General features: G+C 46.6%; 20 protein-coding genes and 1 other annotated feature. Of the genes, 3 read left to right on the plus strand and 17 right to left on the minus strand.

The window, feature by feature from the left end:
- Positions 1-138 precede the first annotated feature (138 nt).
- The 8 genes from grpE to gpr form a co-directional block, all read right to left on the minus strand.
- On the minus strand, positions 139-714 hold the full coding sequence (gene grpE, locus BLS14_RS19320) for a nucleotide exchange factor GrpE (protein ID WP_063567288.1): 576 nt from the start codon (positions 712-714) through the stop codon (positions 139-141).
- Between the two features lie 39 nt (positions 715-753).
- Entirely contained in the window at positions 754-1,785 is a 1,032-nt protein-coding gene (hrcA, locus tag BLS14_RS19325; RefSeq protein ID WP_062328691.1) for a heat-inducible transcriptional repressor HrcA, read from the minus strand.
- 254 nt (positions 1,786-2,039) lie between these two features.
- The gene (locus BLS14_RS19330; protein ID WP_063567287.1) at positions 2,040-2,510 is read right to left on the minus strand and encodes an N-acetyltransferase; all 471 of its coding nucleotides are present in this window, start codon (positions 2,508-2,510) and stop codon (positions 2,040-2,042) included.
- A 117-nt stretch (positions 2,511-2,627) separates the two neighbouring features.
- On the minus strand, positions 2,628-3,812 hold the full coding sequence (gene hemW, locus BLS14_RS19335) for a radical SAM family heme chaperone HemW (protein WP_024628499.1): 1,185 nt from the start codon (positions 3,810-3,812) through the stop codon (positions 2,628-2,630).
- A gap of 323 nt (positions 3,813-4,135) precedes the next feature.
- Complete coding sequence (gene lepA, locus BLS14_RS19340) at positions 4,136-5,950, minus strand: translation elongation factor 4 (RefSeq protein WP_076211672.1); 1,815 nt, start codon at positions 5,948-5,950, stop codon at positions 4,136-4,138.
- Between the two features lie 146 nt (positions 5,951-6,096).
- Entirely contained in the window at positions 6,097-6,456 is a 360-nt protein-coding gene (locus tag BLS14_RS19345; RefSeq protein ID WP_063567285.1) for a hypothetical protein, read from the minus strand.
- Between the two features lie 54 nt (positions 6,457-6,510).
- Positions 6,511-7,806, minus strand: a complete 1,296-nt coding sequence (locus BLS14_RS19350) for a stage II sporulation protein P (RefSeq protein ID WP_064636355.1) — start codon at positions 7,804-7,806, stop codon at positions 6,511-6,513.
- 160 nt (positions 7,807-7,966) lie between these two features.
- Positions 7,967-8,968: a GPR endopeptidase gene (gpr, locus tag BLS14_RS19355; RefSeq protein WP_063567283.1), complete on the minus strand. Its 1,002-nt coding sequence runs from the start codon at positions 8,966-8,968 to the stop codon at positions 7,967-7,969.
- Between the two features lie 175 nt (positions 8,969-9,143).
- On the opposite strand from gpr, the gene rpsT reads away from it, so the two are divergent.
- A complete protein-coding gene (gene rpsT, locus BLS14_RS19360) occupies positions 9,144-9,416 on the plus strand; it encodes a 30S ribosomal protein S20 (RefSeq protein WP_024628504.1) in 273 nt (90 codons plus the stop codon).
- A gap of 166 nt (positions 9,417-9,582) precedes the next feature.
- On the opposite strand, the gene holA is transcribed toward rpsT, so the two are convergent.
- The 3 genes from holA to BLS14_RS19375 all read right to left on the minus strand — a co-directional run bounded on the left by holA (position 9,583) and on the right by BLS14_RS19375 (position 12,662).
- Positions 9,583-10,599 (minus strand): DNA polymerase III subunit delta, encoded by a 1,017-nt coding sequence (gene holA, locus BLS14_RS19365; protein ID WP_090953487.1) that lies wholly within the window; start codon positions 10,597-10,599, stop codon positions 9,583-9,585.
- A 258-nt stretch (positions 10,600-10,857) separates the two neighbouring features.
- Entirely contained in the window at positions 10,858-12,117 is a 1,260-nt protein-coding gene (locus BLS14_RS19370) for an anti-sigma factor family protein (RefSeq protein WP_090953489.1), read from the minus strand.
- Complete coding sequence (locus tag BLS14_RS19375) at positions 12,114-12,662, minus strand: RNA polymerase sigma factor (protein WP_024628507.1); 549 nt, start codon at positions 12,660-12,662, stop codon at positions 12,114-12,116. Before BLS14_RS19375 ends, BLS14_RS19370 begins: the two co-directional genes overlap by 4 nt.
- A 349-nt stretch (positions 12,663-13,011) precedes the next feature.
- Here BLS14_RS19375 and BLS14_RS19380 point away from each other — a divergent pair, with 349 nt between their 5' ends.
- Entirely contained in the window at positions 13,012-13,314 is a 303-nt protein-coding gene (locus tag BLS14_RS19380) for a hypothetical protein (RefSeq protein WP_053781298.1), read from the plus strand.
- A gap of 620 nt (positions 13,315-13,934) precedes the next feature.
- Here the strand turns inward: BLS14_RS19380 and BLS14_RS19390 are convergent.
- From BLS14_RS19390 to BLS14_RS19400, 3 genes are all read right to left on the minus strand, one after another.
- A complete protein-coding gene (locus BLS14_RS19390) occupies positions 13,935-16,796 on the minus strand; it encodes a ComEC/Rec2 family competence protein (protein WP_090953491.1) in 2,862 nt (953 codons plus the stop codon).
- A gap of 104 nt (positions 16,797-16,900) precedes the next feature.
- Positions 16,901-17,422 (minus strand): deoxycytidylate deaminase, encoded by a 522-nt coding sequence (locus BLS14_RS19395; RefSeq protein WP_063567278.1) that lies wholly within the window; start codon positions 17,420-17,422, stop codon positions 16,901-16,903.
- Positions 17,423-17,517: 95 nt separating this feature from the next.
- A complete protein-coding gene (locus BLS14_RS19400) occupies positions 17,518-18,105 on the minus strand; it encodes a ComEA family DNA-binding protein (protein WP_256336590.1) in 588 nt (195 codons plus the stop codon).
- Between the two features lie 186 nt (positions 18,106-18,291).
- Here BLS14_RS19400 and comER point away from each other — a divergent pair, with 186 nt between their 5' ends.
- Positions 18,292-19,137 carry a late competence protein ComER gene (gene comER / locus BLS14_RS19405; RefSeq protein ID WP_063567276.1) on the plus strand — a complete coding sequence of 282 codons (846 nt, stop codon included), beginning with the start codon at positions 18,292-18,294 and terminating at the stop codon, positions 19,135-19,137.
- On the opposite strand, the gene leuS is transcribed toward comER, so the two are convergent.
- The 3 genes from leuS to BLS14_RS19420 all read right to left on the minus strand — a co-directional run bounded on the left by leuS (position 19,118) and on the right by BLS14_RS19420 (position 23,904).
- Positions 19,118-21,562: a leucine--tRNA ligase gene (leuS, locus tag BLS14_RS19410; protein WP_090953493.1), complete on the minus strand. Its 2,445-nt coding sequence runs from the start codon at positions 21,560-21,562 to the stop codon at positions 19,118-19,120. The genes comER and leuS overlap by 20 nt on opposite strands.
- Positions 21,563-21,633: 71 nt before the next feature.
- Positions 21,634-21,900: a binding site (T-box leader), on the minus strand.
- A 98-nt stretch (positions 21,901-21,998) separates the two neighbouring features.
- Positions 21,999-22,955: a phosphotransferase family protein gene (locus tag BLS14_RS19415; RefSeq protein WP_090953495.1), complete on the minus strand. Its 957-nt coding sequence runs from the start codon at positions 22,953-22,955 to the stop codon at positions 21,999-22,001.
- Between the two features lie 178 nt (positions 22,956-23,133).
- Positions 23,134-23,904, minus strand: coding sequence for a class I SAM-dependent DNA methyltransferase (locus BLS14_RS19420; protein ID WP_063567273.1), 771 nt, complete (start codon positions 23,902-23,904; stop codon positions 23,134-23,136).
- Positions 23,905-23,914: the final 10 nt, after the last annotated feature.

Here is a 23,914-nt window from a genome sequence, read left to right on the forward strand (position 1 = left end):
ACAATTTAAAATGGATCAGATTGATCCTTATTTGTATTTGTTGTTCCTAATCGTGCTCTATGTGTGTACTAACCTTTATATTAAACTTCGGTGGCATCGTACAATCAAGAGTGAACTCATTTCATTCTTTAATAGAAATTATGAGCTAACTTTAACCATAGCCGGACGAAGTACTTTATCCTTCAGCATATAGCCTTTTTGGACTTCCTCGACAACGGTACCTTCTTCATACTCGTCGCTCTCCACGGACATAATCGCCTGGTGGAATTCGGGATTAAACGGTTGTCCTACCGTATCCATTGACGTCAGACCTTCATTGTTCAGCACAGTTTCCAGCTGACGGAAGATCATTTGGATACCTTTGGAGAAGGACTCGACTTCAGCACCTTCCGGTACAGTAGCCATGGCACGCTCGAAGTTATCAATGACCGGCACCAGTTCGGTGACCAGCTTCATCGAAGCGTATTTCGCCAGTTCTTCTTTTTCTTTTTGTGTACGACGACGGAAGTTATCAAAATCAGCTTGCGCACGGACAAAACGCTGTTGATGTTCCTCAGCTTCCGCCTTCAAACGTGCGATCTCATCTTGCTCCTGATCTGTCATCTCTTCCGCCTGCGCTTCTGCAGCTCCGGCTTCGTTGACAGGCTCCTGCTCCGCTGCTGTAGTTGCTTGCTGTTCCTGTTCTTCTGCTGCGAATGATTGCTCCTCTTTCAAGATGTTCACCTCCTTATAAGAATGAAATGGTTCATTCCCTTATTTGAAGCGATGCGTTAGCATGGCCGTCAAATCACGGGATAATGTATTTAAAATATGAATGACACGTGCGTAATCCATTCGCGTAGGCCCCAAAATTCCGATGGAGCCCAAAGCCTCTCCATCCAATGAATAGGATGCCGTTATCAGGCTGCAATTGGCGAAGGCTTCATGATCATTCTCGGTGCCTATTCGCACCTGAATACCAGATCCACCCTGCACGGGCATCATCAATTTCATGAGTGTTGGTGTCTCATCCAGCAGGTCAAGAATATCTTTTACCTTTTCAATATCTTTAAACTCAGGCTGGGTCAACATATTGGTGGCACCACTAAGGAACAGACGATTATCATGCTCGTTGTCAAAGGCACTGTTCAGCACCTGCATGACTTCCTCATAACGTGTAATATGCCGTTCCATCTCTTGCCCAAGCTCGGTGTAGAGACGAGACTTTAATTTGTAAATCGGCACGCCGACCAGCTTGCTGTTTAATAAACGAACTACATTCTCCATCTCCGCTACCGAAATTTCAGGTGGAATCTGAACTGTCTTGTTCTCTACCTGACCCGTGTTCGTTACGATGATGGCTACAGCCTCGCTTTCATTAAGCGGAAGCAGTTGAAAATGACGAAGTGACGTGTGGAAAACTTCCGGTCCAAGCAGGATCGAAGTATAATTCGTCATATGTGACAAAATGACTGAGGCATGCTGAATAACTTGTTCCATCACGTTCAGCTTTTCTGCGAAAAATGATTTCAGGTCGTCCAGCTCTTGCGGCTCCACCTGATTCCAGGGAACCAAATGATCGACATAATATCGATAGCCTTTGTGCGAAGGTATGCGACCAGCCGATGTATGCGGCTGTTCCAGAAAGCCCATATCTTCAAGGTCCGCCATTTCATTACGGATCGTCGCCGGACTGTATCCAACATCTCCCCTTTTGGAAATGCTCCGGGACCCTACGGGCTCAGCTGAACGGATATAGTCATCCACTATAGCGTTCAGAATCATTCGTTGACGCTCTGTTAACATGGTGAGTATTCCCTCCTTCTGACTGTACTGTCCCATGTCGTTAGCACTCCGGTTAGATGAGTGCTAAGCGGTAATACAAAAATACCAAAATGACGTGAGCATTGTCAAGTCAGTTTGATGAGTACGCTCATCTATTTATAGTATAGACCAATGTCTCCAAGACATAACAACTTTACTGTACATCTCATGAATTAAAAAGAACCGCAGGTGAGATAGAGTATACTCGGCTCAATTCCATACGGTTCATTCATTTATCAGGCTGAAATATTCAACTCTTTCAATACAGCAATCTCATCACAGCAATCCTGCTTGCTGCAATGAACACAGTCGGTCCATACTTTTTCCGGAAAAATTTCCTTGTTCACAACGGCAAAACCGTTTTTGAGAAAAAAGGACACCTCATATGTCAACGCCATGACCTTGGGAATTTGCTGTTTCTCCGCTTCCTCTACCAGCCGGTCCAGCAGCAGTGAGCCAATGCCCATGCCTTTGTGACCTTCGGAGATGCCGAGCGATCTGACTTCCACCAGATCATTTCCCAAACGGCAGAGAGATCCACAGCCTACAACCTGACCATTCACTTCTGCTACAACAAAGTGCTCCAGCTGCCGTTGCAGTACTTCCCGTGAACGCGGAAGCATGATCCCACGCTCTGCATAGCCCTTAATCATTTCAAATAATGGTTCAACATCTTCCGGTACGGCTTTTCTGCATATGGCCGACATCCAGCTCTCCTCCTATAAGAAGCTTTCCAGAGGAAAGCTGACTTCGTAGTTGTATAAATTACACGCTCTGTAAAATCAATATGAATAAATATACAACAGAGCGTATAGAATTTCAAGCTACGAATTCAGCGATATAGACCCGATAAACTCGGCGAAAACGTCATTTCCGAACAGGATGCCCTGTTCACTAAGCCGGAAGCCGTCTGGCGTCTTCTCCAGCAGTCCTGCATTCAGCATTTTGCCCAAAGGCTTCGCAAACACTTCCTCCATAGGCTCCCCGAACTGATCGCTAAACCGTGAGGATGAAGCACCTTCCAGCATTCTCAATCCAACCATCAGATAATCTTCCATTGCCTCGGCGCGGCTGATCTCAAAATGATCGAGACGCGGCAGACCTCCTTTGGAAGCTTCAACATACGGGTTTATACCTTTTATATTCATATGGCGTTCGCGGCCTACATATCCATGTGCACCTGCACCCAGACCGTAATAGTCCTCATTACGCCAGTACGTGATATTGTGACGGCTCTCGAAGCCGGGTTTGGCAAAGTTACTGATCTCGTATTGTCCGTAACCTGCTTCTTTCATACGCTTCATTAATAGAAGATACATTTGCAACTCATCGTCTTCATGAGGAAGCGGTAGCTGGTTCTTCTGATACAACGTATGGAAAAGAGTATTCTCTTCCACCTTCAGGCTGTATATGGAGTAATGCGGCAGATCCAGTTCCAGCGCTTTATCAATACTCTCGTTCAGCATCTCGACGGTTTGGTTTGGCAAACCAAACATGAGATCAATGGACAAGTTATGCAATCCAGCTGCTCGGGCATTCTCCAAACTGCGGTATACATCATCTGTATTATGAATCCGGCCAATACCTGTCAGCAGATCATTTTGAAAAGCCTGTACCCCAAAGCTGACGCGGTTCACTCCGCCTTCTTTCATAACTGCGAGTTTCTCCGCATCGGTGGTGCCCGGGTTAGCTTCCATTGAAAACTCAATATCATCTGCCCAATTGGGGAAATAGGTCTTAACGGACTTTAGGAATACGGCCATTTCGTCCGGTTTCAGTGCAGTCGGCGTACCGCCGCCCACAAATATGGTTTTGATTTCTCCTGGCGGATTCGCTTTAACCGTGTGTTCCATCTCCCGTTCCAGCGCTTCAAGGTACTGCATAACAGGCTGGTCCTTCAATACATAAGAGTTAAAATCGCAGTAGAAACATTTATTTGTGCAAAAGGGAATGTGAAGATACACCGCTTGGGGTGCACCTGTTTTCCGGCTGTGTGCTGCCAATGTCATGGCGAGTCCCCCTCTATTTGAAAAAAGGAAAGCCATCCGGCTTCCCTTTCAGCTTGGTTTATTGGTTATTCTGTGTTGTGCCTAAGTTTGCAAGCAAACGTCTTGCAATTCAATTTTGATACACACACTCAGTGTTGTACCCAAAAATGAATTATTAATCTAATTTGAATACACACATTCTGTGCTGTACCTCAAAAATCCGTTCATCCTTTCATACACAAATTATTGATGTACCGAAAGGGTTCACGTGACGTTTGCAAGCAAACGTCTTTTTAAACGCATTCTCCGATACACAAAATTTGATGTACTCAGAGATTGCGTTCTTAATCATCAATTTTCAGCACCGCCATGAATGCTTCTTGCGGCACCTCTACGTTACCAACCTGCTTCATCCGCTTCTTACCTTCCTTCTGCTTCTCAAGCAGTTTCCGTTTCCGAGAGATGTCACCGCCATAACACTTCGCAAGTACGTTTTTACGCATTGCTTTTACCGTTTCACGAGCTACAACTTTGGTACCTACAGATGCCTGAATTGGCACCTCGAACATTTGCCGTGGAATCAGCTCGCGCAGTTTCTCACAGACAATGCGTCCACGGTTATAGGCACGGTCACGGTGAACGATGAAGGACAGAGCATCCACCTGTTCGCCATTGAGTACAATATCCATTTTCGCCAGATTGGACTGACGGTAACCGGACAGCTCATAATCAAGGGATGCATATCCTTTGGTACCGGATTTCAGCTGGTCGAAGAAGTCATATACAATCTCGGACAACGGAATCTCATAGGTAATGGTAACCCGTGTTGTGTCCAGATATTCCATATTCACATATTCACCACGTTTATTCTGACACAGCTCCATAATGGTACCTACATAATCATTCGGTACGATAATGTCTGCCTTGACATATGGTTCCTCGACGTAATCAATCCGTCCCACCTCAGGATAGTTGGATGGGTTGTCGATTTTCATCACTTCACCATTCGTTAAGGTGACGTGATAGATTACACTTGGTGCCGTTGTGATCAACGGAATATTAAACTCCCGCTCGATCCGCTCCTGGATAACGTCCATGTGAAGCAGTCCAAGGAATCCGCAACGGAATCCAAAACCGAGTGCACTGGATGTTTCCGGTTCAAAGCTCAGAGACGCATCGTTCAACTGCAATTTCTCCAACGCTTCACGCAGATCAACATAGTCCGATGTTTCAATCGGATAGAGACCACAATATACCATTGGGTTAATTTTACGATAACCCGGCAAAGGTTCCGGTGTTGGATTTTTGGCATCCGTTACCGTATCCCCGACTTGTGTATCGCCTACATGCCGAATACCGGCAACAATAAATCCAACATCCCCGACGTTCAGCTCGTCCACGATGGTCATACGAGGTTTGAACGCTCCAACTTCAATGACTTCAAATGATTTACCTGTTGCCATCATTTTGATTTTAGAACCGGATTTGATTTTGCCGTCAACAACACGCACATATACGATTACACCTTTGTACGGGTCGTAGTGCGAGTCAAAAATCAGCGCTTTCAAAGGCTGGTCAGGATCACCAGTTGGTGCCGGAACACTTTTCACCACTTGCTCCAAAATTTCTTTGATTCCGATTCCTGATTTGGCCGAAGCCAAAACCGCATTACTTGTGTCCAAACCAATAACATCTTCCACTTCCTGCTTCACCCGTTCAGGATCAGCGCTCGGAAGGTCAATTTTGTTGATAACCGGTAAAATTTCAAGATTGTTATCCAACGCCAGATACACGTTGGCAAGTGTTTGGGCTTCAATACCCTGAGCCGCATCCACAACCAGCAGAGCACCTTCACATGCAGCAAGACTGCGTGATACTTCATACGTGAAGTCTACGTGTCCTGGTGTATCAATCAGATTCAATAAATACTCTTCACCGTCATCCGCTTTGTAAGTCAAGGCTACTGCTTGTAGCTTGATCGTTATTCCACGTTCGCGTTCAAGGTCCATTTTATCGAGAACCTGTTCCTGCATTTCACGTGACGTGAGCGCACCTGTGTGCTCCAAGATCCGGTCCGCAAGTGTTGATTTGCCGTGATCTATATGTGCAATAATTGAAAAGTTACGAATTTTACGTTGTCTTGCCCGAATGTCAGTCATTCCTTACCCCCAGAAACAGCCTAGTGTCAATCACATCATTATAACAGTTGATGCAGGGTGCATCAATCCCGCGTTGCCCCAACTTTATAATTATCGTCACAATTGCGAACTCCCAAGGGTATATTTTGCCTATATTTCATAACCTTTTATTCAGCGACTCCGCTAAATAAGGATACTACCCACTTCATTCCGTTATGGGACAGATTTTGAAGAAGACCTGCCGTTTTGTCAGCCAGCACGTCGACCGGTGCTTTGCTCTGCTCTGCGCCAAGCACTTGACTCGGTGACAGAACAGGTACGGCTGGGGGTTCTTTGACCTCCTGTTGTACCGCCGCGATCGGAACAGACTCGGCAGCCGGTGCCGCCGGCTCAGTTTTCACCACTGCAGGGTTGCCAGTCGAATCATCGCCCCTATTAAAGTTGCTGCCTGCCAGCTGCATTCCAAACAGCACACCCAGCAACATTAATAAACAGATGGAAAACAATCTTTTGCCGAATCTGGACACATTCCTCGCCTCCTGTTATATCTTCAATTCTTCTATTCTTCCATATCAGGAATACTAGCCACCTTGTGATGTCTTTTCCGCACTAGCTTTGTCCACCTTCTGATCATTCCAGTACACCTCTGCAATCATGTCGGCGAGTACTTTGGATGTCCGCTCCAGTTCAGCAGCTGTATTGTCGATGCCGCCAATCTCAATCAATATGCTGTTGGGAGAAAGCGTCTGGTTGTATTCACCATTGTTGGCCCCGCCGCCGTCCTTGCCCCATACGCCCCGAGATACCCCTGGATATTTCGCTTCCAGCTTCTTATGAATTTTGGCCGCAAAGGCCTCATTCTGCTGCCAGTTTGGATTTTCATGTCCTATAATAAAATATACTTTGGCATAACCCAGATTATTAATGGTCGTTGTTGTTTTGTTATGACGTTGTGAGTCACGGTGGATATCGATGAGATACGTAAGATCGTCATTTTGAGCGAGTGCAGTTTTCACCGTCTGACGAGAGTATTTATAGGAATAATTCCAGTTATAATCCTTCACCTTGGTCGGATAATCTTCCTGTGCATGCTCCACCCCAATCCCCAGCTTCTCCAAACTGTCGGATAAGTAGGTTCCCACTTGAAAAACATTGCCCGTCGATTTACCAGAAGAAGGATTGTCACTCTTTGTGCCCAAGAGAGGATTGTATCCTTCACGTGGATGGGAATGGTAGACAAGAATCGCTTTTTTTCCTGTCGTTGGTTTGCTCGGTTCATCTTTACCGCCACTCTTCGGTGGGGGATCACCCTTTACTTCACCATCACCCGGATTCTGCGGATCAGATGGATCGGGGTTATCCTGACCTGGTGGGATATGCTGCTCTCCACCTGATTTCCCTCCGCCTGCCGATGCCGTATCAATGAGTCCAGGACCCGGCTGATAATCTTCTGGAGCTTCAGCTTTTTCATTTCCCGAGCCCGGTCGCAGCAGTACGGGTTGATTGGAACCCATGCCAGGCATTTCTCTAGCGATCAGGCTTTTGGGGTCTTGCGGATTCACATTCGTCAGCAGTTGGAACACAAATGAAGTCAGATTTTCACCAGAAAATGCAGAGGCTTGTTCCTTCTGAGTTAGATGCGGCATTTCCATGCCGAGCATGTCCACAAAAAAGCTGCTTGATACGGCTCCCGCAAACCCTTTCATAGAAGAAACGGGTGAGCTATTCAAACGCTTCTCTGCCATGCCCCCTAGACCGAGTACAACAAAAAACAAAGCAGATATGATCATAAGCAACAACAACGTACGGCCCATGGCCAGCACGTGCAAACATCTCTTTTTCCATTTACCAATATTCCAGGCCAATATTTTGTTCATTGCTTCTGTCTCCTTCCCTGCTGGACAACGCTTATACTTCAACTCTATGAGCCTGCCAGATTTGATAGAACAGGAAAAAGAAGATTGCACAAAAAAAGAAAGTCCGATAGATTCGGACCTTCTTCACAGGAGTCTCAAGCATTTAAATTTCAAATGTTAATTAATGGGTGTAGGCAGCTACATTCTCAGCATTTACCGCATCATGGAGCGCTGCATTTAGACCTGTTGCAATAATATTGGCAATATCTTCGACAAATTCGTCGATTTCTTTGGGGGTAACGATCAGATCATGGCCTAGTGGCTCCAGTACCTCTTTTACCAAACTGAGACGGTCATTTTCGCCAATATCGTCCAGCATGCCCATAATCTGTTTCGTTTGGTCGGTCTCCTGCCGAAAATGAGTACGCATCATTTCGATGACGTTATTCACGATGGTCGACGCATAACATACGGTAGGTACACCGATGGCAATGCAGGGAACACCCAATATTTCACGTGTCAGTCCACGTCGCTTGTTCCCAATTCCTGAGCCAGGATGAATGCCGATGTCTGCCACTTGAATCGTTGTATTAACACGTTCGAGGGAGCGTGAAGCCAGCGCATCAATCGCAATGATTGCATCTGGTTTCGTTCGATCCACGATCGCTTGTACGATGTCACTGGATTCTATACCCGTTGTCCCCAGCACACCTGGCGCAATAGCACTGACTTCTCGATAACCGGGTGCAACCTGATCCGGAACCAGCTCAAAATACTGACGGGTAACCATCAGATTCTCCACTACCAGCGGACCAAGTGAATCAGGCGTGACGTTCAGGTTGCCCAAACCCACAATCAGCACCTTGGAAGTCTTGTTAATTCCCGCTTTGGCCAAAAAATCTTCCATCTCTCGCGTGAATTCTGCCGCCACCCGCTCCTGAAGATCGGTATCCCCGTTACGAAGCGATGGAACCTCCAAAGTGACATAGTGCCCCTTTACACGCCCAATTGCTGTAGCTGCTGCATCATCAAGCACATCAATACGTGTGATTTTGATACCGTCTTTCTCATCCACATCCTCCCGCAGCCCGGGAATCGTCTGTTTCTGCCCCCCCTGAGCCATCTCCTTAGAGTCAATTGCCAAGTCGGTACGAACTGCATAATTTTGCAAATCCAGTGTCATCTGTCCCTGCCTCCCTTACCGCATTTGAGCATATTGTGTGGGAAAATGGTGTGCTTTATGCAGCACCATCGAACATCATAGGAAAATCTGTTGCAATTTGCATGCCAGCGTGCTAGAATATTTTAAGTTGTGAAACGTTTGTATTCATGCAAATGCCTTACAGGAGGTGAATGTAATGCCAAACATCAAATCCGCTGTTAAACGCGTAAAAACGAGCGACAAGCGCCGCGCACTCAACGCTTCCCAGAAATCTGCACTCCGTACAGCTGTTAAAGCTGCTGATGCTGCTCTGGTAAGTAACGAAGTTGATACTGCAAAAGCTGCGATTCAAGCTGCTTCCAAAAAGCTGGACAAGGCTGTAACTAAAGGTCTGGTTCATAAAAATGCTGCAGCCCGCAAAAAGTCTCGCTTGGCGAAAAAACTGAACGCTCTTTCCGCACAAGCGTAAGAAGCGTTACTTATACGATCTAATGGAAAAATCCTGAACAGCACGAGCTTTCAGGATTTTTTAGTATCTGATTCTATAAGCACTCATTCAAACGGGGCGGCCTCTATTCCGATGATCTCACCATCAACGGAATAGAGGCCGCTTTGTGTTACAGTTATATCTAATTTTAAGCACCGAGCCTTAACAAGAAAAGCTCCAGTCCGAGCACTTTATCCACTGCCCCGGTCTTCATCTGATAATCCAGTTCACTGAGATGACTCAGTATTAGCCTCAAACGTTCTGCCTGAAACTTGCGAGCCTGTTCACCAGCAATTTTGACAGCATACGGATGCAGACCAAGCTGGCTGGCAATCTGCTGTTGGGAGTAACTCTGCTGCCCTAACTCTTTTACCTGGATCATAATTCGGAATTGACGGGCAATCAACGCTGCAATTTTGATCGGTTCTTCACGCTGCTTCAGCAACTCATAAAAAAGACCCAAAGCCTTCTCTAATCTCAAGTTAGCAAGCTCCTCCACCAACGCAAACACATTCTGCTCGGTACTTCGCGCCACCAGTGATTCGATATCCGCGCGTTTAATCGTGCCTCCGTTACCAGCGAACAAACACAACTTGTCCACTTCCGCAGATAACGTCTGCAAGCCTGTTCCTGCATAACTCACAAGCGTGTCAGCCGCTCCAGTCTCAAAAGATACATCCCGTTGCTTCGCCAGCTTTACAATCCAACCCAGCAGCTCTTCACCACTTAGCGGAGCGAACGCAAGGGCAACAGCTTGCTTCTTGGCTGCCTTGACTAGTTTTTTACGCTCATCCAGCTTATCCCCTTGGGCCAGAAACACAATAGTACTATAATCTGCCGGATTGTCCATATATGTAAGCAGCCGATCAATCTGGTGATCAATTTTGGAATCCTTGCCTGCTGTAAACAAATTAGCATCGCGAACGATAATGAGTTTACGTGGAACAAGAAAAGGAACCGTCTCCGCTTCTTCAATGACCACCTCCACAGGTGTCTCAGAGAGATCATATGGAATGATCGCAAATTCTCGGTGCTCTTCTTCAATTACCTGTTGTTTTAACATATCCGTAAATTGCTGTATCTGGTACTTCTCCGTTCCGTACAGCACATATACCGGAGCCGTTTCTCCATTACGTATTGCCTTTGTCGCACTCTTTACATCCATCACGGTGCCCCCTTATCCCTCTTATCCTACCAGAAATCGTGACAGACAACAAAGGGGCCTTACATCCGGTTAACGGATGAAGGCCCCCTGTCCTACATCTATATAAACGCTGACACCAACAATTCTAGAAAAAGCTGGTGCGCGGTCATACGACGTCAGTTATGCCAACTGAGATAGGACGTTGTTGTTACTTTCAATATATTCTTGATACAACAGAAATGTTCGGCAAGTCTTAAGGCCAAACGTATAATTTACAGCCTATTTACCAGAGGTCCCGCTTGAACCAGTGGACACATTAAACGATTTCTTCACTGTTGTCCCATCTTGATCTGTCTCGTAATTGAATACGGTGCTATCCTTGGACCAGCTCGCAGATTTTAGTGTACCCTCCACACTACGTTGCTCGACCAGATTAAGCACATCCGGGTCAGCGGCAGGTTTAGAGTAAATGCTGATCTGATCGCCGAGTAGCATGACCAGATAGGAGCCATCGGGTGACTTCCATTCTTTTGGAGTCTTCGTGGCAAGTGCACCTGAATCCGTGGCAGCCAATCCCTTATTTCCTCCCGCTGCATCCATGCCTGTCTCGGAATCAGGACTCGTCACGCCCTCCGTCGGCTCTTCTACCTTAACATCAGGCATATCCTGAGAAGTAGTGAATGATTGTGCATCCCCATTTTCAGGCTCCGTTGCTCCACTCTCAGTAGAACCTGCCGAAGGTCCGGTAGCAGCTCCTGAATCCTGACTTTTTTGCTGATCTGCACTCTTGGTACTATCAGCAGAATTGGAACTGGAAGGGGCGTTTTTCGTTGCATCACTCTTGTTCAATTCTGACCCAGTATCCGGCTGTTTAGAAGGTTGCTCTTCCTTCAATTCTGGTTCCTGCACCTTCTCTGAACCATTTTCTTCAGGACCAACCTCTTGAGCTTGTTTATCTTCAGCGGATGGCTGACTTTCCGAACTATCGACCCACACACTGTTATCGCTCTGTAGTGAGGAAGAAGAATCTTCATTGTTGATCTCTCTGCTCAGAGGATTTTGATCCTCATTCCCGCCTTCTTGGGTACTGCCCGTGCTCATTATCATTTCTGCATTTTCAATCTTCTCTGGCTGATATCCAAAAATGGCAACGCCCAGTACAACAGCGGCTGCTGCTGCGCCCATGGACATCCGGCCCGCCATAGAATTCAACCATTTTTGCTTCGGTTTCCGCTCACTTGAACGCTGTAAATTCTCAAATGCAGCAGGGACAGGACTCATTTCCTGTATTGTACTGCTTTGTTCCCTTTTCGCTTCGTCGATTGCATCCAGTTGCGGCATAATGGCATCAACCAGACTGAATCTCGGGGTTACCTGCGGCAAATCTTCCAGTTCTCTGGAGAGAGCTCTGAGCAAACTAAAATTTTCGGCGCACTCCGCGCATTGGGCCACATGCTGTAGCATCTGCGCAGTTTCCGCCTCGCCCAGATCATGATCCAGATACCGGTGCATCCATTCCACCACCTCTTCGCATTTCATCCTGTCACACCACCTTTCTGATACTCCTGTAGTAGATTCTGTAATTGCTGTCTGGCTCTAAATAAATAAGATTTAACCGTATTCAACGGAAGATCGAGGCAATCCGCAATTTCGTTATAGGATAAGTCCTGCAAATATCTTAGAACAATAACGGTACGATGATGCTCAGGCAGCTTGTTAATGGCATCCTGAATATCCTTTGCCACATATGTGGACATCACTTCGAATTCCACATCCTGATTGTCCTGAAAAACCATATCATGCTCGTCAATGGAGACGGAGGGCTTGGTTCTTCTGAATTTGTCAATACAGATATTCGTGACGATGCGCTGAACCCATGTCTTAAACTGGGCCTTTTCCTCATATGAATTAATCTTGGTGTAAATTCGGATCAACGCTTCCTGAGCAGCATCCAAAGCGTCTTGTTCATTATTTAGAATGTAATATGCGGTCCGATAAACATGCTGTTCAATGTCCCGCAATAGGGTAATTAGAGCGTCGCGATCGCCCGATTGAGCGGCTCTGATGAGTTCCGGCTCTACCACAAAGGATCCCCCTCTCCCTGCAACCTTACAGACGTGACCATCAATAAAATTGTTGCAAAGTTAAGTATTTTTTTTATTGCCATAACAAAATAACGGCTTATGTATTGGGGCCGCTGAAATCTTCTCTTAGAATAACAGAAATTGCATAACGAGTCATCAAGCCAGCTCAAAAGTCATTCCAGTACTTACACGACTCAATTTTATTACAATGGCATACATTATAGCTAACAACACTTATAGCATTGAAAATAAAAAAGTTCAAATTTTCTACAAATTTAAGCTCGTTTTAATGTAATTTTCATGAAAACAGTGTATTGTAAATTTACATTCATAACACGAGGTGATGAGCATGCCAGCTCTTGCAAAAATTCAAGCGTTAAAAGAACAAATGCCCAAAGAATATCAAAGCATATCCCATTTTGTGGAACATGCTTTGCAGTCTATTGATACCCTGGTTGAGGAACATCGGAAATACACCGCTGCACAGGCATTATACGGCGATAAAATCGTCGGATCGGAAGAACGCTTGTACAGAGAAACCGTGCTTGATGTACGAGCACAGCTCTTGCTGACGCTTGAGAAAACCGTAGAAGATCTGTTGCACAAAGGCGACAAACATTGGAGTAAACACTTCAAAGATGGCGTTGAATAATTCGTTGTTATAAGTCATTCCAAGATTAGCCCGCTTTCCGGCATTCTCCCCGAGGAGTATACCGGAAAGCGGGCTTTTGGTTTCATTCTTCGAGCAAATGATGTACTTCATACAAAAAATTAATAAATGACAACCAGTTGTAGATTGGGACTGTATAGATTTTATCTTTATTGAGCGAACATGATGAACACAGAAGTATTACGTATCTTTCACGAAATTTTACATTAATTTCACATAAACAGCATAATCAATCCCATTTTATAACTTAAAATAGAAAATATAGGCACGTAGAGGAGCGAAATCAGACAACTAACGGAAAACTGGACACTATTTAATAGTAATTCAAGTCGCAAAGACGAACTAGAACTCACAACGGCGCAACAAAATTTCTATGCAGATATGAGGCAGATTAAATGAATTTGAAAATCTTTTTAAAGTACTTCCTGGGATTTTTTCTACTCTGTAGTCTATTATTTATTGTATATAATATGATGATACGCCATAAAACTTGGGATCAAATCGATCACACGATTAACTTATTCAGTGCGACTATAATTAGCTTAATAGTTGGTATTTCAAAAGCAAGAGAGTAATCCATTTTAGCCAACTCCCACAGAAATTCATGAATCATCCATCGTCAACTTGTAGCGCACATCAATCTTCCCATCTTTGATCTTCATCTGAATCTCCCCCATTTGATCTGTTCGATAGATCTCTGTACCCGAATTTACAAGACGTTCAAGCACCCCAGGATTGGGATGTCCATATGTATTGTTGGCCCCAGCAGATATCACGGATGCAGATGCATTCCAGTACTGTAACCAAGCTTCCGTTGACGATGTTTTGCTACCGTGGTGTGCAACTTTTAATACGTCTATGGTAACAGGAACCTCATGATTCTCCCCCAAATGACGTGTAAACATCTCCTGAATAGTAACATCTACTAACGTAGCATCCGCATCGTACTGTCCAAACGAGGCTGAGAGCGATCCATCTTGAATCATATAGAGCAGATCCTGCTCCGCTGCAGCATCCATGTCTCCTGTGAACAATAATGAGGCACCTGCCATTTCCAGCATAAAGACAACCGAATCATGATTCTGATGTTCCGAGAAGGGCAATCTTTCTTCTGTATCCATCGCTTTCTCCAGATCCGGATATATAAAATGTAGTCTGGTCTCCCCATCCGGAGCGTAGGACATCCCTTGGCGAATGGCATATAACGGAATCTGCTTGTCTATAACGGTATCCAGCAATTTCTCGAAATTGGCTGTACCGCTGGTTGTCCCATTGAACATGAATCGTTCCACTGGAATCTGTTCGAGCACGGCCTGTAATCCACCAGCATGATCCTGATCGGCATGGGTTACGATTACGGCGTCCAGCCGATGAATGCCCCGCTTTTTCAATAAAGGAACGACCACCTTGGCCCCTACTTCGTATGGATCACGCCGTGTCTTCCAGGATTGTTCAGACTTCCCGAACTGGACCGTACCTCCACCATCGACCAAAATATGTTTGCCTTCAGGTGTTGTAATAAGTGTACTGTCCCCTTGTCCGATATCCAAAAACTGCACCACTCCTGTCCCCGCAGGCTGCGGTGTCTGGTATGCCCACCATAATCCCACCACAAAGCTGAGAGCCAGCAGCGCACACATCCATTTGTGGAAGACGTTCATCCGTTCACCAGAGTAAAAACCCGCCCCACGCGCAGCAAATGCACTGGTATATTCCGGCCAGGCAATACTTGCACTTAATGTTGTCATCGAACCCGGGCTAGCCTCACGTCCACCTTTGTTTAATCCTTGTGATGATACATTAGACAACCCAGACAATCCTAGAGCCGCTTTAGGCGTTCCCCCAACAAATCGGCGATCCAGCGGAGCCGTATCCTCTTCTGTGCCCTGAACTACAGGCTGGTCACCTCGACCACGATGAAGGACCCGCAGAAGCGCATAGAGAACGGCATAATATGCTGTTATCCACAGTAGCGATGGGGTAGCCCAGATCAGCACAAATCCAGGCAAACTGTTCATCCACTCCACACTTACAAAGGTCAATTTGTTCAACATAATAGCAATCCACGCCAATGGTTTAGCCAGAGGTATCCAAATGAACGATAAAATCAGGGCAACCGTTCCAAGAGGAAGTACAATGGCACTGATCAAAGATACAAGCAGGAAGTTTGCGACAAATGAAAGCAGTGAAAACTGGTTGAAATACAGAATCGTGACCGGAAAAGAAATGAGCTGTGCTGTTACCGTCACAGAAGCTGTTGCTGCAAGGCCCTTGGGCCAACTGCTAAATATCCGATTAATCAGTGGCATGTAAATCATCAGTCCAGCCGTTACAAGAAAAGATAGCTGAAAGCTCACGCTCAGTAAAAAATACGGGTTCCACCACATCATCAACAACGCTGCTGCACTGATCATCTGCAATCCATCCCTCGCAAGCCCGCGCCGCGCCATATACAAACCAATCATCGACATGATACCCGCACGAATGACTGATGGCGAACCGCCAGACAACAGTACATATGCAGGTATTAGCAGCAACACAATGGTGAGCGAGGTTTCTCGGGTTAACCTAAGCCATGATAAAAGGAGAAGCAGCGATGCCACATACACCGCGACATGTGTTCCGGAGATCGCCAATATATGAGTTAAACCAAGCTGTGAAAATTGTCCATATGTATCCGGATCGATATCATTAGCCATCCCAATAATCAGGCCTTTCATATACCCCGCATGAGGTTCGGGAAATATCTGTTCTACCGCTGCGCCAAGTTTATGCCTGACGATGTCATTCCACCGGAGGATATTGAGTTCCCCCAGCCCTTCCGGCGGAACGGTGGTTACCGAGCTGGCACCCTTCACTTTAAACAACCAATGGATATGAAGAGTCCTTAAGTAATTTCGATAGTCAAACCCACCAAAATTTCTAGCTTCGCTGGGAAGCGCAAGCGCACCCGTCAACGTGATCGTATCTCCTCGCTTCCACCCTGCTGCTACTTGCTGTTCTTCTTCCTCAGCCAGGCGAACTTGGACCATTAGACGTTCTCTCACGTTAGGCGCAGTTCGCGCTTCCGACGCTGGCGCCGAGGATGCATCGGATAGTGGAAGCATCGACGTGACCTGCATTTCAAAATCAGCCCGATCCCCATCTATGCGTACATCCGACATAAGGGTTCCTTCGAGTGTAGCTGCATAACCGTCCAAATCCTCGGCTGTCGTATGTGTGATATCGGGCAGACTACTCCGATTCCGCGCATCATTCCATTCCCAGTGCACAGCACCGCCAACGAGTGCTCCAATCAGTAACAAGATGGACCAACCGCGTATATCAATCCATCGTAGTAAAAGAGGCAGACAAACGAATGCTCCGATCATTCCCACGATCAAGGACCAACCCGATAATACACATGCCATCCCACTACCGCATAACCAGCAGACGGTAAATACGAGTAAAGGTCTACCTTTCATTTTCTTCCCCTCCTTTGTGTCACCCGTATGAACGCAGAAAAACCCCCGGCAGCTGATACAGCAACCGGAGGTTCTTCCCCGCAAATTTGAATATTATATTGGTTCTAGTCACTTACTGTCATCATCGTCTCCCGCGGAGGCTGGTAATTTTCCAGCTTACGAAACGTAATACCTTTTTGCTTCATCATATTTGTTACCTTGCCTGTGTCCTTGGGATACGGGCGATGAAACACGATTTCTGTAATACCGCTATTCGCGAGCATATTAGAGCAAGTCCAGCAAGGTTCATCCGTGACATATACAGAAGAGCCTTCACGGTCAATTCGATCGGTGAACAAAAGCAAATTCTGCTCCGCATGAATAGTACGAATACAGCGTTGCTTTTTAACCATTTCCTCCTGACCGTCGGTTACCACCAGCTCATATTCTTCCGAGATCATGCATCCTGCTTCAGAGCAGTCCGGAACCCCCATGGGCGCACCGTTATAGGCTGTTCCAAGCAGTTTCTTCCCCTGAACAAGTACGGCGCCAACATGGCGGCGTGAACAGCGGGAACGGGTAGAGACCATATATGCGATGTCCATGAAATACGTATCCCAGTCTTTGCGTACGTCTGCTGTGCTCATAACCGTTTCCCTCCCACATGATGAAAGTTGAACCCATACATCGTTCTTATGTCATTTCCAATTCAACTTATATCCTAATATTTAATATTGCGTGATTACCTGATCTGTACATAAGGAGCCATTTTCTCCAGCATCTTCATTCCGATTCCTTTCACCTTGGTCAGATCGCTGACTTTGGTAAAAGGACCATGGGAATTACGATAATCAATAATGGCTTGCGCCTTTTTCTCCCCAATTCCAGGAAGGTCCATAAGCTTCGCTGCCGGAGCTGTATTGACATCAATTTTGCCATTGTCGACAGCTTCATTGCTTACCAAAGCTTGGTTATTGTCTGGTGAAACAACCGCTGCCTCGGATTTCGTTTGTGTCCCATCAGTAGGAGTATCCGTTTGCTTAACTGCAACTGTCTGATCAGACACTTTCCCTGCTGCGGCATCAACCAGATTAGTCTCTACTGGGGCCTCTGTTGTTGACGATCTCTGTTCTGCATCGGAAGCCTTCGTTTGTTCCTGAACCAAAGTAGCCGACTGTACAGCAGGGGTTTCCTGCTCTATCGTCGGCTTCTCGGTGGCGAGCTGCATAGGTTCCCAGCCCGAAGGCGGCTGTTCACTTTTGCCCGACCATAATATCAGAATACATCCGACCACCGCCGCAGCAATGGTCATCCCCTTGTTCCATCTCATTTTCTTCCACACCTCTCCCTGGATTCAAAAAAATCTATTCTGAACACGGGCGGTGCTTCCGAACCGTTGGATTTGCCTGGTAAACCAAGCTGTACAATTTTCATGTCATGTGAAGCAGGTCCTGACGCATACACTAGAGGGAAAGAACTGCGCCATTACCGTAAAGCATGAAAGGAGGCCTGAACAATGAAGGTTGGATTTATCGGAACCGGCAGCATGGGCAGCCTGCTGATCTATGCCTTGATTCAATCCGGTGCACTTGAGCCACGGCAGATCGCCGCCAGCAATAGAACCCCTTCCAAAGTACGGCAGCTATCCCTACGTTACCCCGGTCTGCATGAATCACAGAGCAACCGGGAAACCGTCATCCGCAGCAATATCATCTTTTTGTGCGTGAAGCCACTTGAATTCAAACATGTCATTGACGACATCCTGCCTGTCGTGAATCCCAATCATATAATCGTCTCGATCACCAGTCCCGTGCAGCTGCGCCATCTGGAATCTTCACTTCCTTGCAAAGTCTCCAAAGTTATCCCCAGCGTTACGCACCAGGTCGGCAGCGGAGCGTCCCTGTGTATTCACGGTGAGCGAATGACTACCGAAGACCGCGCTGTGCTGGAAGGGCTGCTCAGTCATATCGGCAGACCCTATCAAGTGGATGAAGCCTGCACCCGGATCACATCCGACTTCTCCAGCTGCGGACCTGCATTCATATCGTTCTTTCTGGAGCAATGGATTGAGAGTGCCGTCAAGCTTACAGGCATCAAACGAGCCGACGCCTGCGCTCTTGCCGGCGAGATGCTCCTGGGAACAGGCAAGCTGCTCACCGAAGGAGGATACACCCCGCAAGAACTTCAGGCTCGCGTGGCTGTCCCTGGCGGCATCACCGCACAGGCACTTGCCCTGCTAAAGGTCAGTCTGAATGGGGTTTTTGACAGTCTGATCCAGACGACTCACGACAAATATGATGAAGATTTGTTGAAGCTGGATGAACTATTCAAAGCCGGTGAGATTAACCGGCAACAATATTAACGAGTTTGCCTGGAACGGCAATGACCTTGCGAATGGTCTTGCCTTCCAGTGCCTGTTTCACAGGTGCCAGTTCCATTGTAAAGTCCTGCATGCCCTGTGCGTCCAGATCCTTCGCGATCGTAGCACGGGTTACAATTTTGCCATTCACTTGAACAACAATCTCCACTTCGGCGTCCACCGTCATGGACTCATCATACTCAGGCCAAGCTACGTAAGAGATTCCACCTTCATGACCGAGACGGCTCCACAGCTCCTCTGCCATATGCGGTGCCAGCGGTGACAACAGCTGTACAAAGTTCTCCATTGCTTCACGCGGCAGCGTATCTGCTTTGTACGCATCGTTGATGAAGATCATCAACTGGCTGATCGCTGTGTTGAAACGCAGATGTTCCATATCCTCTGTAACCTTTTTGATTGTCTTGTGTGCAGTCCGCTTGAACTCATCGGTTCCACCATCTGCTGTGATCTTGTCATTAATTGCACCTGTATCTTCATTGATGAACAGACGCCATACACGTGACAGGAAGCGGTGCATGCCCTCAACCCCGTTAGCGTTCCATGGTTTTGTCGCCTCCAGAGGCCCCATGAACATTTCATACAGACGCAATGTATCTGCACCAAATTCATTGACGATCTCATCCGGGTTAATAACATTACCACGGGATTTACTCATCTTCTCATTGTTGGTTCCCAGGATCATCCCTTGGTTGACCAGTTTGTGGAACGGCTCTTTGGTATGCACCACACCCAGATCATACAGCACTTTATGCCAGAAACGAGCGTACAGCAAGTGAAGCACCGCGTGCTCTGCTCCCCCGATATACAGATCAACTGGCAGCCATTGCTGCTGTTTCTCCTGAGAGATCAGTTCCTTGTCATTGTGTGGATCAATAAAGCGCAGGTAATACCAGCAGCTACCTGCCCATTGTGGCATTGTGTTCGTCTCGCGACGTGCTTTCATTCCCGTTTCCGGATCTACGGTGTTAACCCATTCCGTAACATTCGCCAGTGGTGACTCTCCAGTGCCCGAGGGTTTGATCTGGTCAATATCCGGCAGCAGCAAAGGCAGTTGATCTTCCGGCACCGTCTTCATCGTTCCGTCTTCCAGATGCAGAATCGGGATTGGTTCACCCCAGTAACGCTGACGGCTGAACAGCCAATCGCGCAGACGATAGGTTACCTTGCCTTGTCCCTTACCGTTCTCTTCCAACCAGGCAATCATCTTCGCAATCGCTTCTTCGTTGTTCAATCCGTTCAGGAAATCGGAGTTCACATGCGGTCCGTCTCCGGAATACGCTTCTTGTCTCACGTCGCCACCCTGTACAACCTCGATGATGTCCAGACCAAACTGTTTTGCAAACTCCCAGTCACGAGCGTCATGTCCCGGAACAGCCATGATCGCCCCTGTGCCGTATCCAGCCAGAACATAATCGGCGATCCAGATTGGCACCTTCGCTCCGTTTACCGGATTGATTGCATAAGTTCCTGTGAACACACCCGTTTTGTCTTTAGCCAAATCAGTACGTTCCAGATCACTCTTGCGAGCAGCCTGTTCCTGATATGCCTTGATTGCTTCACGCTGTTCAGCTGTTGTAATGACTTCCACTAGCTCATGCTCAGGTGCCAATACAGCATAACTTGCACCAAACAAAGTATCTGCACGTGTCGTAAACACTTTAATAACTTCTTCATGACCCTCAATGGCAAAAGTAACTTCCGCCCCGGTCGATTTGCCGATCCAGTTGCGCTGCATATCCTTAATACTTTCCGACCAGTCCAGCTCTTCCAGGTCTTCCAGCAAACGCTCTGCATATTCTGTAATTCTCAATACCCACTGGCGCATCGGTTTACGAACGACCGGATGTCCACCGCGCTCACTCTTACCGTCGATAACTTCTTCGTTCGCTAGTACCGTTCCCAAAGCTTCGCACCAGTTCACAGGCACTTCATCTACATAAGCCAGGCCTTTATTGTACAACTGGATGAAGATCCATTGCGTCCATTTGTAATAGTCAGGGTCTGTTGTGCTGATCTCCCGATCCCAGTCATATGAGAAACCCAGTGATTTGATCTGGCGACGGAAATTGTCAATATTGCGGAATGTAATATCCCGTGGATGCTCACCAGTATCCAATGCATGCTGCTCAGCAGGCAGGCCGAAAGCGTCCCAACCCATTGGATGCAATACATTGAAACCGCGCATACGTTTGAAACGGGATACGATATCCGTTGCCGTATATCCTTCCGGGTGACCTACGTGCAGGCCTGAGCCGGATGGATACGGAAACATATCTAAGGCATAAAACTTCGGTTTAGCGGGGTCTTCACCCGTTTTAAACGTTTTATTGTCATCCCAGTATTGCTGCCAACTTTTCTCCATGTCTTGTGGCTTATAGCCGTGTTTCGGCTGTTGATTCTCACTCATCTATTGTTCCTCCTCTGGTTATTCGCTTTTATTGCAACAAAAAAACCTCAGCATCCCGTAGCGTTTGCAGCGCTAGGGACGAGAGGTTGAATTCCCGTGGTACCACCCTAGTTAGCGGACGATCGTGCTTCGTCATCCACTCCCTTTGGACCTGTAACGGCGGTTAACCGATGCGGATTTCCATTCCTGAACCCGAGTGTTAATCAGTCGGTTGCAAGATGGTGTAATCACCGCATTTCTCCAAGGCGAGTTCGTGAAATACTGTCAACCGACTTGCACCAAGCGCCGGCTCTCTGTCATGTACAGGATTCACTACTGATCCTTATCATCGAAATATGTATACGATATGATCGGAAACATTATATAAAAAAGCAGCATTAAAGTCAATATTACACTGTCTGTTGAGTATAAGCAATGCTACGCATCAGTATACACCTTAAGACGACTGGAATCGCTTGATTCCTTCTTCTAGATTATCAATCGACCACTGAATGTGTTCCTTGTTATCGTATTGACGATATGGACACTCGATTCTCAGCGCCAGATCAAAATACAGATCATATAAACTTCTTCTTTTTCGTTCACTGTCTGTTGTAACTGCTCTACCATATCCTTTGAGGAATCCCGGTGTATTATTAAAATGACTGAAATAGTGCTCCATTAAAGGATCTGCCCAAAGGGAACGTTCGAAATCGATAATGGCGGTGATTTTCCCCGCCTCTACAAATACATTCCCATCCCACAAATCCCAATGTACAAGCACAGGCTCTTTGACATCATCCAGCACATCCGATTTCTCTTGAATCAAACGCTCCAGTTCCTCATAACGAATCGAAAATTCCACACCCGCTGCTTTGCTATCTGCAAGCATATCATCCATTAGGCTCATGAAAGCTTCTTTCCACGTTGTATAATGCGATTTCTTTGAAGAAAAGTAACCAAACTTCTCTCCTTTAATTTCATTGATCCGACGATTGTATGCACCCAGCTGCTGCTCTATGGATTCCTGCTCTTCTGCACTGTACTGATCTTTGACTTTGTTATACGGCGTTCCTGGCATGTACTCCATAATAAAATATTCTGCCGGAACCAGGGTGAGCGATGGATCATAGGCCAATACCCGAGGAACGGGTACATCCTGAAGTTCTGCCGCGAGTCGTAGTGCTTCAACCTCAGCAACCATGACATGCTGTTCGCAGCGCATCAGCTTAATGCCATTAGAAGGAGCTATTTTGAGTACAACCTTCTGTCCGTCTTTCTTGGTAATAAAGTAAGCGTGGTTTGCCCACCCGTCAATCATCTCTTTGTATTCTTGGACACCTGTGTTAAAGTGCTGCTGCACAATTCTGTCTAATTGTTCGGAAGTAAGCCTTGTTTTGTATGTACTTTCCATTCTGCATCCCACCCAGAATTTAATTTTTCAGGATTCTACTAATTAGAAAACGTTTTCCATCCAACTATTATGGCTTCCTTTAACCCCACTGGCAATAACTTTTATTACATATAAAAAAACATTCTTATAAACAAAGAACTGCCCTTATACATCATAAGGACAGTTCTTTATCTTAATCCTATTTCACGGCTACATAGAATAGACGCTGTGCGCCTTCTCCCGCCTCTTTCCACTCAAAATCAGCATATACACGTACATCTCTGAAGCCAGCCTTCGTGAGCTCCAGCTTCATCCAGTCCGGATCATACGCACGCTGAACATGAACCTCTTCAAACCGTTGGTACATATCCTTGCCGCTCTCAGCCACACGCGAAAAGATACTTAGATGATGCTCAATCTCACACCGTTCATGATCCATATCACAGGTCCAAATATACGATACGGAGCGTTCGTCCAACACAAATGGTTGCTCCTCTTCGTATCGAATAAGGGTATTCGGATGATGTACATCGAACAGGAATGTGCCCTCCGGCTTTAGCATCTCGTAAGTACGCTGAAAGGTACGAACGATATCCTCTTTTTCAAGCAGATAATTCACGCAATCACAGAACGATATCACCGAGTCCACAGGCTCCGGCACTCTCCAGTCCCGCATATCCTGCTGCACCCAGCGGACACTGCCTTCCCGATATAAGCGGTGGCCTTGAGGCGTGGCCTCCATTTTACTGCGTGCAACAGACAGCATGTCCGCTGACAGGTCAATACCTGTAACTTCAAAGCCGGAGTTCACCAGTGGGATCGTAATTGAGCCGGTTCCACAGCCCAGTTCAGCCACACTTTTCGGCATGCCATGCCGTTCCCAAGCCGTTCTCGCAAACCTTATCCAGTCCGGATAAGGCATATCCTCCATTAATTCATCGTACACATAGGCAAATTTCCGGTAAGACATGTCAGGCACC

Source organism: Paenibacillus sp. OK060, from assembly GCF_900101205.1.
GTDB lineage: Bacteria > Bacillota > Bacilli > Paenibacillales > Paenibacillaceae > Paenibacillus > Paenibacillus marchantiae.